Consider the following 14343-nt stretch of genomic DNA (forward strand, 5'->3'; position numbering starts at 1 on the left):
ATTGATATCGCATGATCTGGGTACAGAAACTTTATCTCCAGATATTGCCTATGTAGATGTTGTAGAAAGTTTAGTAAGTGATCTGTGTACTGTGCATAAAATGGAGTTTGAGTTTGCCAATGATGAAAACATTGATTGGGAAGTAGTTGATGATCAGAAAAAGGTAAATTTATTCCGTATTATACAAGAGTCACTACAGAATATATTTAAACATGCTAAGGCAAAAAGCGTAAAAATAAACTTCGATTTTGTGGATGATAAAATAAATCTTACTATTTTAGATGATGGAATCGGATTTAAAAGCAGTAAGGTAAAAAGAGGAATTGGTTTAAAAAATATTACATCCAGAGTTACCCAGATGAACGGTGTAGTAGATTTTATTAGTAATCAGGATGCAGGTACCAAAGTATCTGTAGGCATACCAATTTAATTAATGCAAAAGTTATTATATCTATCAATTTTGTATACTATAACAAGTATTTTATAGTTACATATATAAGCTAGATCGGATAACAATTGATACAAAATTTTAAAAATGAAGAAAAAGTTAAAAGTTCTTATGATTGATGATCATCCAATGATTATCGAAGGCTACAAGAACACCTTATTAGGAGAAAATCAAAAAGAATATCAAATCAAAATTGATATCGCGTCCAATTGTGATGATGCATATCAGAATATTCTAAAATCTTCTAAAACGACTCCTTATGACATGCTTTTTGTAGACATTAAGTTGCCACCTTCTTCTGATGGTTCGATTACCTCTGGAGAAGATTTAGCAAAACATGCCAAAGAGTTACTTCCAAAAGCAAAAATTATTATCCTAACGATGCATAGAGAGGATCATAGGATTCATAATATATTAAAGAATATCAATCCTTCTGGTTTCTTAATCAAAAGTGATCTAACTTCTGCAGAGTTATTATTAGCGTTTAATAATATCGTAAGTGGTACCCCTTATTACAGTGCGACGGTAAATAATCATTTTAGAAAAATGATGACCAATAATTTCTCTCTAGATGAGAAAAATCTAAAGATTTTATACCATCTTTCTAGAGGTGTAAAAACTAAGAATTTACCGAATTATGTGAGTCTTTCGTTAAGTGCGATAGAGAAACGTAAAAACCAGATTAAGGAGATGTTCTCGATCGCCAAAGCTGATGATCAGAAATTATTAGAAGAAGCTCGTAAAAGAGGATTCGTATAAAAGCAAGTTATAGACTATATCTACTAAAGCAGCTCTAAGAGCTGCTTTTTTTGAATTCACTAGTTAGAGATGATATGTTTTGATAAAATAAACAGGTGATTTTTTCCCTTGTTTAAGAATGTGTAATTCATAAAAAATATAGGGAATTTTCCGTTTTTATTGATAAGCTTTTATCAGTTTTCAAGTTTTACTGAGATTAATGTAAAGTTTCTTGGAAAATTCTCTTTTAAAAATCAATTATGGTTTTTCCGTAAGTATTTTGAGTTTATATATCATTGTAAATCAATGTATTATATATAAATTTATATTGTTAAAAAAAACTAAACGTAAACCATAGATAATCGACTTGTCGATTCGTAAAACTTATATAGGTTGGTGTTTCTTACCCCTACAAAATCTGTATAGTTTTATAGTAAGATAGCTGTTAGTAGCAGTGTCTTTTGTCACACAATATTTCTATCTGTTCATAATCGCAATTGTTTCAAGAGCCCCAAGGTCTTGTGTATTAATTTTTGAACCAACTTTTGTCTGTGTATGAAAAACAATTACTATTCAGCATTATGGAAATATGTGATTAGCTATTTCTCTTCAATCCCACTTATCAGTAGTATGAAAATAACGCCCAAGTTATTTTCAGTATATCGTTCAATCAGTTATGATACTCTTTTTTATTTATGTCAAAGAAGAAAAATAAAAATAAGTAATATGTAACAGTAGTAAGAACAATATAAAACCCTGCAATTGTAAAACTTTGGCGAGCAAACAAAAACAGGGTCAGGATAAAGATCAATTTACAATGAAATCAACCTTTAGGATGTATTTCCTTATTTACTAGGGATTGGGTAAAGCTTGTAACGGTTATTTTTCCCTTAAAGTATTTCCGTTACGATCAATTTAGTTTCAAATATAATTATAAACCGTTAAACAAAAGTGCTAATACTTAGTGTATTTCATGATTCGGTAGTGTTTTTTGAAACATATTTCAATGTAGCATTTGTCTTTCATAAAATTTGATCCTGAAATTTTTATAAAAGCTCTTATAAGTTTAAAAAAAGGGAAGAGTTGATTACGATCCATTTTACAAAGTTGTAATCGGAATGAATGTTTTAAAAAATGAAAAGTAAAATATGTACCCAATTAAATTAAAAACCTACCCTATGAAAAAAAGTATGCATTTAGTATGGTTATTTCTGATTGTTTTTAGCTACTCAGAAATAGTTTTAGCACAATCCCCTAATGTTGTCGTTATCATCGCTGATGATATGGGCTGGTCTCAGACAAGTTCTGTAGATACCAGTATGAATAATCCTAGTGATTTTTATGAGACGCCAACAATAGACTTATTAGCTAATGAAGGGATCGCGTTTCCCAATTCATATGTAAATGGAGCGAACTGCGCTCCTACAAGAGCGGCAATTTTGAGTGGTCAATGGGCATCCAGACCTACTAACAATGTTTTTGCTGTAAATGGATTGAACAGAGGAGATTCAAATTCACTACTAGTGGGACCAAGTCAAGGCTTGTCTAATGGAGAAGATGAGATTCCTGCTAGTGCTATTACCATTGCAGAAACAGTAAAAACTGCAGGTTATACCACAGCACATTTTGGAAAATATCATTCTGGCGGAAGTTTAAATAATGGACCATTACTTCAAGGCTTTGATTTTAACTATGGTGGAGATTCTGATGGAGCACCGGGTTCTTATTTCGCTGCTTTATCAGGTGGTAATTGGGAGTTTCACCCAAGAATCGGTCCAGAACTGGATGTTTATGCAGCTCCTTACACAGCAGCAGAATCTTTGGAACTGGCAGGAGATACTTCTTTAGATGGTACTCCTAAACATGTAACCGATGCATTAGCAGATGCAGCTTTGGACTTCATGGAAACCAATAAGAGTAATCCTTTCTTTATGCATTTTAGTAATTATGCAATTCACGGTCCTTGGGGACAAGCCAATGCAAGACCGGATTTGTATGCGAAATATGTAGCTAAAAATAATACCAATCCAAGTCAAATAGGACACAACAATATCTCACAAGCGGCAATTTTGGAAGGAATGGATCAATCAATTAGTAGAATTGTTGACTATTTAAAAACTACACCAGATCCTAGAAATCCCGGTAACATGCTTTCTGCTAATACATTGGTATACTTTATTTCTGATAATGGAGGTGCCAATGGTCCACAAGATAATGTTCCACTAAAAGGAATGAAGGGAGAATATACAGAAGGAGGAATACGTTCGGTAACTTTTGCTTGGTCTGAAGGATTATTAGCCAATATGGGAACAGTGAATAATACTCCAATTCAGGCATTTGACTTATATCCGACCTTAGCAGCAATCACAGGAGCTTCTTTACCTACCAATTATGACATAGATGGTGTAAGCCAATGGGATATGCTTACTGGAGTAAATCCTAATTTAGGAAGAGATGCTTTATACTGGCATTTTCCGGGATATATTGCAAATAGTCAGCGAGATCAACGACCAGTTTCTATCATACGAAAAGGAGATTATAAATTGATACATTATTATGAAACTGCTTCCTATGAATTGTATAATTTGTCAACGGATATAAGTGAAGCTACGGATTTATTAGCTGGATCACCAGATACAGCAATTTTAACCATTGCTAATGATATGAGTACGGATCTTAGAAATCATTTGATAGCAGTATCTGCTCCCTTACCTACCTTTAGAAGCAATGGAAATACAGTTCCGTTACCAGAAATTATCGAAATAACATCGCCACCAACAGACCCTTCTTGCGTATCGCCAGATAGCTATTTAGCATTGTGGAATTTTGATTCGAGTGTTGGCACTGATGATTATTCTTCTAATGGTAACAATGCAATTAGTACAGTAGGGAATCTATCTTATGATACGGTAGATTTTAAAGAAGGAGATCAATCCTTTGTTTTTGATGGAACTACAAAAATACAGTATAGTCAAAATCCAGGACCATTCATGATTGCAACTACCAACGCTAGAACAATTACAATGTGGGTAAAACCAACATCACTGAGCGGAATTCAGGACCTTTTTGAAGAAGGAGGAGGATCTAGAGGGTTTGTGATGAGATTGAATGGAACGAATGTAGAAACTATTGTAAGAAGTAGTAATAGTTCAGCAAGTACGCTTAGTGCAGTATTTCCTAACGACGGTGATTGGCATCACTTGGCCTTAGTATATAATGGTAGTTTAACAGCTCATCAATTATATATAGATGGTTCTCTAGCAAGTTCTAACAATAGTGCTGCATCAACGATAACAACACATACCGGATCAGGAGGTTTAGGCGGAGTACAAACTCGAGATAGTTTTGGTGAAACCGCAGATAACTTTTATACTGGAAAAATGGATGCGGTAGCAGTATATGGAGTAGCACTATCAGAAGCGCAAGTAAAAACTGCGGGATGTATAGAAGATACAGATCCTCCAGTACAGTGTACATATACCTTAATCAATTCTGAAGACTTTGAATCGGGATGGGGTATTTGGAATGATGGAGGAGATGATGCGAGAAGAAATATTGGCGATGCTGCTTATGCTAATTCCGGAAGTTATTGCATAAGATTACAGGATAATACCAATACATCGGTAATGACTACCAATTCATTTGATTTCACAATTTATGATGAATTAACAGTGGACTTTTCATATTACTGCCGTAGCATGGATAATGTAAATGAAGATTTTTGGCTTCAAATATCTACAGATGGAGGAACTGGTTTTACTACCATTGAAGAATGGAATCTAAATGATGAGTTTGTCAATGATCAACGTTACAATGATCAAGTAGTTATTGGAGGTCCATTTACCGCAAATACGCAATTAAGATTCAGAGCAGATGCTTCTGGAAATCAGGATTGGGTATACATTGATGACGTAGTGATCAATGGTTGCGAAATAAATAGTTCATTAAGAAATTCAGAAATCGTAAAAAATAATGACCCGAATATTTCGAATACGAAAGATTCTTTAGAAACAATTGTTTATCCTAATCCATTTAATGAAATGTTATACGTATCTATTAAAAATACCAAAGCAGAAAAAGTGTTTATTCAAATATTTAATATGTTAGGGCAAAAGGTAGCTATACAATCTTCTAATGAAACAGAAAATGTCGCCATTGCTACTTCAAAACTACCAGTAGGTCAATATTTTGTCAAAATCGAGGTTGATAACCAAACAATCTTTAAACAGTTATTGAAAGAATAGTTGTTGGATCTAAGATTGTTATTTGATTGAATTAAGTGAGTAAGAAGGATGTTCTTACTCACTTAATTTTTTTAATTTGTTATGGAGATTTCGGGTAGAAATTTTAATATGTTAAATGAATTATTCTTCAAATTTAACCCATTACTTATATGGAATGTAACCATAGAAAAAGAATAGATAATAGAGGTGACTTACATTTTTTTAAAAGATTGATAGTTGGATTTTTAGTTGTCCTAATTAGTGTTTCATGTCAAAAAAATAAGACTATTCCCAATTTGACAGAAAAGAAAGTCATGAAGAAAAGATTGGATAGTATTCCTTTAGGGATGGTTTTAGTACCCCAAGGATCATTTTATCAAGGAGCTCAAGAATTTGATAAAATGGCAATGAATCATGAAAAACCAAGACATTTAGTAGTGGTGGATAGTTTTTTGATAGATATTACAGAAGTGACGAATGCACAATTTGCACAATTTGTTGAAGAAACTCATTATATCACCTTAGCAGAAAGACCAATTGATTGGGAAGAATTACAAAAACAGTTGCCGCCGGGAACTCCTAAACCTGCTGACTCTTTGTTACAACCAGGTTCTCTTGTTTTTAGAAATAGGCCCGATGGAGTAGCGAACTTGAATGATTTTTCACAATGGTGGAAATGGAAAATTGGAGCAAATTGGAAACATCCGCAAGGTCCCGAAAGTGACATCAAAGGAAAAGAAAATCATCCGGTTGTTCATATTGCTTATGAAGATGCCATGGCTTATTGTAAATGGGCAGGAAGAGAATTACCAACTGAAGCTCAATGGGAGTATGCCGCTTCTGGCGGAATATCAGAACGTATCTTCTTTTGGGGTAACGATTTTTCAGAAGTTTCCAAAAGAGCCAATACATATACAGGTGTTTTTCCTATGGATAATGATAGTAAAGACGGATTTGACAATACCGCACCCGTAAAAACATATACTCCAAATAGTTTTGGAATTTTTGATATGGCAGGAAACGTATGGGAATGGACTTCAGATTGGTATGACGCTAATTATTACGCAACCATTAAGGATGAAGTTTTAAATAACCCAACTGGACCTATTAAAAAAGAGAATAAAATACATGAAAAAGTGATAAAAGGAGGATCTTTTTTATGCAACGACTCTTATTGCGCAAGCTATCGAATAGCTGCCAGAATGGGTAACAGTTTAGACTCTTCTTCAGAACATAAAGGTTTTAGAACAGTTCTTAATATCAGTAAGTTAGAAGGTTTTTCAAAGTAAATTATACCATTTTTCTTATGTTTTAAACTATTATAAACGTAGTTGTTTTATGGTTTAATTGTAACACGAAATATTTTGAGATAAAAGTTTTGGATGTATACACTTTTAATACTTAGTTAGAATTTTAGATATATTCTGAAAAAAATACTGTTTTTTCGAATATAAATTATTTTTTTGATTTTTATTTTTCATAATTTTTAAGGGAATTTTACGCTTTTTGATGAGGTTTTAATATGAAAATTGAGATTTAATTAAAGTTTCTTTATAATTTTCAATAGCATCTATTTAAAATAGAAGATTGTGGTTTTTCCGTAAATATTTTGAGTTTATATAATATTGCAAATCAATGTTTTATCCATAAATTTATATTGTTAAAGAAAACTAAATTAAAATATTGAAAAAGTTAAAATAGTTTCATAAAAGCATTCAATACAAATTTATTCCTACCCCACTTTATAATTGTATGCTTTTCACATAATAAACCTGTTTGTATATTTTATTTTGACTATGTAAGAATTTTTTAGATTATGAATACTTTGACATAATTAAGTTCAAGGAATCAAAATTTAAATAATAGTGTATAGAAATAAGTTAGCTAGTTTGGATAAATAATATGTATCTGAATTACTCAGCAATCTATGTATACTTATTTCAATAGTATATTACATCAATTGAAGTTGATAAATAAAAATGAACATTAAAATAATTAATGTATTTATAAAATGAGATAGATATAATTTTTAAGCATATTTAGATAAGCCCGATTATTAATAAACTTTGGCGAGCAGTTAATAATAGGGTAGGATAAAGATTTATTAATGATAATTCAACCTTAATGAAGTTAATCACTTTTGCTTTAGGCAATCTGCCTATATTTTCTTTTTCAGGAAGTATTCTTCAAAAGATACATATTGTTGATTTATGTATTCCTCTTTTTGGATTTACTATTGTTAGACCGAATTTTTCATGTGTAAATCCATCGTATCTACCAGCTATATTTTCTCAATTTATCCAATTTAATCAAATACAGATTTGGTTTTTAAAAATAAGTACGAGTCTTATATCCTTTTGCTTCTATAAAAGGAACGCTATAAGAAGACTTTCTTCTTTAGATGTATGCTTAAAATCGTTGAAGATAAAATCAGTCCATCTTCTCTTTGAACAATTGTTCACAACAAATCACAAAATAACTTTATCAGTATAGCCCATGAGAATCTTTACTCGATGTATCCAAAGTATAATTTCTTTATTAGCCTACAAGCAATTTAAAGATGTTGTTCATAAGTTAAGTTTTACTGACATAAAACGTTTTTACCTAATTCTTGTAATCCTATTTTCCGGATGTATAAAAGGATACGGACAAGCTACTACACCTTTTAGCTGTCCAAGTACTTTTTATCAGGTAATTAATGGAGAATTAAGGCCATACAATCCTGCAGATGGTACTTATGGTACTGCTTTAAGCACCTTGGAAGTATATAATGCAGGAGGTTACAATACTACAGATGATTATTTGTATGCGATCATCGAAGATGGTGAGCCCAACGCTAGTCATTTAATACGAATAGATAGCAATGGTGACTTTGATGATTTAGGTGTTTTGGATACACCAGGAGTTTATATCGCGGGTGATGTTGATGATAATGATGATCTTTATGTAAGAGCTGGTGAACGATTACGTAGAATAGATAATGTATCTACATTACCAGCAAATTCTTCTGCTACCATAACAACTACAAATTTGGCAAATCCATTTTTTGGAGGTGCAGCTCCTGGTCCTATGAGCTGCTTGGACATAGCTTTCATAAATGGAGCTTTTTATGGTGTTGATGGAAATGAATTATACATATGGGAAATTACGCCAACACCAGATAGACGTATAGAAATAATTACAGGCTTACCAACTACAGGTAGCCTTAACTATGGAGCTGTTTTTGCTGATGCTCAAGATAGGTTATATGTTTCCAATAATGATGGAGGATTATATCTTATTGAAGATTATACTACCAATGCTCCTTTTGCAACTTATTTGTCAAGTACAGATAATGTAACTCGTAATGATGGATTTTCTTGTGCTGCTGCCTCTTCATCAATAGATCAGGATGATGATAATAATTTAGATCCATTTGATTTAGATCTAGATGGTGACGGAATTACCAATATTGATGAATCTCCTTCCGATCCTTTTGCAGATATGGATGCAGATTTGGTTCCTGCTTATTTAGATGATAATGAAACTACTGGCGCTATAGGAAATGTAGATGGTCAAGTAGAAGCTACTTTTGATACTGATGGTGATGGAATTCCAGACTTTTTTGATTTGGATAGTGATAATGATGGTATTTATGATGTGATTGAAGCTGGTCATGGACTGCCACAAACCAATGGGAAAATTACCGGGCAAGACACTGGTTCTGGTGCTAATGGACTTTTTGATGGAGTGGAAACTCCCGCAGAATCAGGAATTGTTAATTATACAATTACTGATACAGATAGTAGTGGTCCTCCAGACTTTCAGTCTACAGATGCAGATGGCGATAGTTGTCCAGATGCTGTTGAAGGGGCAGGAAGTTTTAATACCTCAGATTTAGACATAGATAATAGCTTAGGAGATATAGTTGATCTAAGTGGAGTACCAACAATTACAGGTAGCCCACAGGCAACAACCGCTGCTGTAACCGATGCTGGAGATAGTAGTTCTTGTGGACCGGTAAGTTTATTAACACCTTTCACCTGTGAAGGGATATTTTATCAGATTATATCTGGAGAACTAAGAAGCTATGATCCTATAACCGGAGAATATTCAACTCCAATAGCGACGACAGATTTGTACAATGCTGCAGGATATAATAGAATGGATGATTATGTCTATGCAATCGGTAAAGGTGGAGGAACAAGTCCTATAAACAATCATTTAATAAGAGTTGGAGGAGATGGAGCTATCGAAGATCTTGGTGCAATTACTGGTTTTACAAGTGGTGGAATATCTGGGGATGTAGATGACAATGATAATTTATGGATTAATATCGGACAAGAGTATCATAGAATTGAAAATATATCAACCATTGTAGCTGGTGGACCAGCTCCTGTTTTGGTTCCGGTTACATTTACGGGACCAGGCGGTACTGCCATTCCAAGTAGTACTGTAAACGATGTAGCTTTTATTAATGGAAGTTTATATGGAGTAAATGATGCACAACAAGTAGCTATTTGGAATCTTACCACCTTAGAAAAAAGCTTGGTTGGTGGATTAACAACTCCAACAGCTACGAATTATGGTGCTGTTTATACAGATGCAGAAGATCGATTGTATGCATCTTATAATGATGGAGGTTTATATCTGATAAATGATTATGATACAGGTTCACCTTCCGAATCTCTATTAAATAGCACAGCTATAACTACAAGTAATGATGGATTCGCTTGTCCTTTAGCGCCATCAGCTATAGATGATGATAACGATATTGCATTAGATCCGCTAGATTTAGATGCAGATGGAGATGGAATTCCAAATATTGATGAATCACCTTCAGACCCATATGGTGACGTTGATGTCGATGGAATTTTTGCATATTTAGATGATGATGATACTATGGGGGTAATTGGAAATGTAGATGGTCAAGTAGAAGCTGCATTTGATACCGATGGAGATGGAATTCCAGACTTTTTTGATTTAGATAGTGATAATGATGGGATTTATGATGTAATAGAAGCTGGTCATGGGCTACCACAAACCAATGGTAAAATTACTGGTCAACAAACCGGTTCGGGAACAAATGGACTTTTTGATGGAGTTGAAAACCCGATAGATTCTGGAACAATTAACTATACAATTGCAGATACGGATAGTACAGGACCTCCAGATTTCCAATCCACAGATTCAGATGGCGATGGTTGTCCTGATGCTGTTGAAGGAGCAGCAAGTTTTATAGTGGGAGTTTTAGATGCTGACGATAGTCTGGGAGATGTGGTAGATGTAGATGGAGTGCCTACAATTACGGGAAGTCCACAGAATTCTACTGCTGCGGTAACTGATTCGGGGGATAGTAGTGCTTGTGCAGTGCTCGATGATGGCGATGGGGTAGATGCAGCAACTGAAGATGCTGGACCCAATGGCGGAGATGGGAATGATGATGGAATTCTAGATTCCCTACAACCAAATGTAACCTCAATTGTAGATTCTAAAGGGAAAGGATATATAACCTTAGAAGTTGTAGTAGCAGGAGATTGTTCTACAATAACCGAAATGAGAGCAGTTCGTGAAATTGATTTGGCTTCCTTAGACGATAATTTCGATTACCCAGTAGGGTTGGTAGATTTTACGTTACAATGTGGAGCAGCAGGACAGTCTGCCAATGTAATCATATACTGGCATAATACAACTTCTATTAATGTTTTTAGGAAATACGGTTCTTCAGCTCCTGGAGCTGGAGATGCAGACTATGATAATTATACGGTAACACAAGGAACACAATTAATCAATGGAAATACGGTTCCTACTACTTCTTATACACTAACAGATGGTCTGGCTGGTGATGAGAGTGCAACACCTGCTTTGATTGTTGATCCGGTTGGTCCAGCAGATCTATTGGGAGATGAAGATGATGATGGTGTGGTAAATGCTTCGGATTTAGACGATGATAATGATGGTATTTTGGATACTGATGAAGGGTGTCCAGAACCAATTGCAGTAGCCTTTGGTCAGGTGTCTGCAATTCCAGCTTCTGCGTTTTTAGCGGGTGGAGGGACAATTCCAGATGGTTCTCTAGGAGTACGTATTGCGGATGCTTCAGGAACATACGCAGTAGATATCTATCAAGGACCGGGAACTGTAAGTGCTGGAACTCCAGTAGCATTTAATACTACGACAGGATTAATAAGTAATCAGGATCCTTTAGGAGATAATGAATATGTAGAATTGGTCTGGACTTCTGAGAATTCTCCAACAGCTTTTAGTATTCCCAATTTAACCATAAACGATATCAATAGTTTAACTTCTCCAGCTAATAATACGGATGTAAGAGATTCGTATGCTTGGAGCGAATCAGGAAGCTGGACTATAGATACAGATCCTTTGAATGCGGCACCTGGAGGAGCAATTGTAAGTTTTAACGATGCAGCAGCGAATGATGTAGGTACCTTTATTGTAAATGATGAAGATGGTTCTAATGTAATCAGTTTAATAGGGAATTTTAATTCATTAGCAGCTTTAGATACAACCCCATCAAATGTATTACTAAATATGACTGGAAATGCAAATGGTCATACAGCACAGTTTGAATTTGATAGCCCTCAGTCAACTGTGTCATTATATATTTTTGACAGTAGAAATATAGGCTCTTTTGTAGCTATGTTTTGGAATTTCTTTCCACAATCTACAATTACAATCTTGCAGGATGGAGCTGATGATGATGGTGATGGAATTTTTAACTGTTTTGACTTGGATAGTGATAATGATGGTTGTCCGGATTTTGTAGAAGGAGGAGGAAGTTTTACTGAAGCTGCAAATGGACAGACTGCTCAAGGAACACTGTCTGATGGTAATGGAGGTATAGTAACTACTAACCTTGGAAATGTTGTTGGGGGAACAGCAGTGGGAGTACCAGATGTTKCCGGTGCTGGACAGAGTGTTGGAGCAAGCCAGGATGATAGTGATGCAACTGCCTGTGTACCTCCTGTTGACACAGACAATGATGGCGTAAGTGATATCTTGGATTTAGATGACGATAATGATGGTATTTTGGATACTACGGAAAATAGTTTAGGAGTTGACCCTTCTGCAGATGCTGATTCTGATGGGATACTCAATTATCAGGATTTTGATGATAATGGAACAGCTACTGCTCCTGTATGTATAGATGGTGATCTTAATGGAATTTGCGATACATTGGATCCTGCATTTGATAATGATGGAGATCAAGTGCCAGATTATTTAGATTTAGATAGTGACAATGACGGTATTTATGACGTAGTAGAAGCTGGTGGTACACCTAGTGGAGCCACAGGACAGGAAGGAAGAGCAGATGATGATGATAATAATACAGATAATATTGCAAGTAATGGAATTCCAACAAGTGCGGGAGCTGGTAATACTCCTACTAATACGATAGGTGCTACAGATCCAGATTATCTCAATTTAGATAGTGATAGCGATGGATGTAGTGATGCCAATGAAGCCTATGCAGATGCAAATGCTGATGGAGGAGATGGAGGAATTTATAATCCGGGAAATACAGCTACTGAACCATTAAATACAGGTGATGGAACAATAGATGCTAACGGAGCTGTAGTTGCAGCTTCTTATACAGATCCTGTGGATAGCGATAGTACAGGAGGATTGGATTTTCAGCAAATTGGTGGTCCAGATGCAGATGGAGATGGTATTGCAGATGCCTGCGATGCTACTTTTGATGATATAGATGGCGATGGGGTTGGTGATGCAGTAGATTTAGATGATGATAATGATGGTATTTTAGATACTGTTGAACTGGATTGTCCCACTGGTTTTGTAGATTTAGGACAGACATTTACGCAAGTGAGTACAGGATCTACGGGTTCTGCTTCAGGTACTGTAAATAATGTTTACAATTATGGAGGAGTAACAGGAACATTTGATTTCCAAGTACTAAATAGTGCTACTTGGAATGGAGGTATAAGTAGTACATCCAATGTAGGAATAACTGGAGATTATATAAACACCCAACCTGAAAACACTAATTTCCCAGATGGAAGTTTTTATCCGGCTGATGCAGCTACAATCAGTGTAGCTGTATATACATTTACTTTTGATCAACCGATTCTATTATCTCAATTTAAGTGGGGAGGAATTGACAATTCGGATAGAGTTGATTTCTCTGCCTCATTGGGAGGAAATAATGTGCCATTAACTGTTAGTAATATTAATATTCCGGGTGCTAATTTTTCCCAAACTAATGGACCACAGACAGTAACAGGAACTGGAGGAGGAGCAAACGCACCGGATAATGCCGTGGCTGTATCGTCTTTAGGAGCAATTGATTCATTAACAATTGTAGCAGGAAAATCAAATGGAAACGCTGGCAATGTAACTTTACAATTTTATGATTTTAGTTACTGTGTAGCACTAGATACAGATGGAGATGGTATTCCTGATTATTTAGATTTGGATTCTGATGATGATGGAATATATGACTTAGTAGAATCTGGACAATTAGAAAATGGAGCTACGGATGTCAATAATGATGGTGTTGTTGATGGGAATACTTTGGATTTTGGGGATAATGGTTTGGCAAATGCTTTAGAGTCTGATGATACTTCTGCAGCAACAACTGCAAATCCTCTTAGTACAGATACAGATGGTTTAGCAAATTATATTGATATCGATGCAGATGATGATGGTATAGTAGATAATATCGAAGGTCAGACCACAGCGGGTTATATTGCCCCTATTGTCGATGATCCTTTAACACCTTTAGTAGATGAATCTGATACCGATGGTAATGGAGTGAATGATGCTTATGATACCAATGGTACTGCTTTAGATCCAGATGTAGTTGATATAGATGGCACTGGTGGTGCGGACTATGTGGATACCGATGCTGATGGCGATGGTATTCCAGATGCTACCGAAGGGTATGATACCAATGGTGACAATGTTCCCGATACC

General features: G+C 35.1%; 4 protein-coding genes and 1 pseudogene. All 5 read left to right on the top strand.

Going from position 1 to position 14343, the window contains the following annotated elements; genetic code table 11:
* Nucleotides 1–430 (top strand): sensor histidine kinase (locus GBO31_RS22415; RefSeq protein WP_246615962.1); only part of this gene is annotated, 430 nt, incomplete at its 5' end.
* A 105-nt stretch (nucleotides 431–535) separates the two neighbouring features.
* Nucleotides 536–1207 (top strand): response regulator, encoded by a 672-nt coding sequence (locus GBO31_RS22420; RefSeq protein ID WP_219010825.1) that lies wholly within the window; start codon nucleotides 536–538, stop codon nucleotides 1205–1207.
* Between the two features lie 1157 nt (nucleotides 1208–2364).
* Entirely contained in the window at nucleotides 2365–5430 is a 3066-nt protein-coding gene (locus GBO31_RS22425; RefSeq protein ID WP_219010826.1) for a sulfatase-like hydrolase/transferase, read from the top strand.
* A gap of 293 nt (nucleotides 5431–5723) precedes the next feature.
* Nucleotides 5724–6698 (top strand): formylglycine-generating enzyme family protein, encoded by a 975-nt coding sequence (locus GBO31_RS22430; protein ID WP_246615963.1) that lies wholly within the window; start codon nucleotides 5724–5726, stop codon nucleotides 6696–6698.
* A gap of 1207 nt (nucleotides 6699–7905) precedes the next feature.
* Nucleotides 7906–10116: pseudogene (locus GBO31_RS27410) on the top strand (DUF6923 family protein); the annotation flags it as partial.
* Between the last annotated feature and the right edge of the window lie 4227 nt (nucleotides 10117–14343).

This window comes from Aquimarina litoralis (genome assembly GCF_019295435.1).
Classification (GTDB): Bacteria; Bacteroidota; Bacteroidia; order Flavobacteriales; family Flavobacteriaceae; genus Aquimarina; species Aquimarina litoralis_A.

Excerpts from the sequence above, each read along its gene's own strand:
- GBO31_RS22420 (WP_219010825.1), top strand. The coding sequence starts at position 536 with ATGAAGAAAAAGTTAAAAGTTCTTATGATTGATGATCATCCAATGATT.
- GBO31_RS22425 (WP_219010826.1), top strand. The coding sequence starts at position 2,365 with ATGAAAAAAAGTATGCATTTAGTATGGTTATTTCTGATTGTTTTTAGC.
- GBO31_RS22430 (WP_246615963.1), top strand. The coding sequence starts at position 5,724 with ATGAAGAAAAGATTGGATAGTATTCCTTTAGGGATGGTTTTAGTACCC.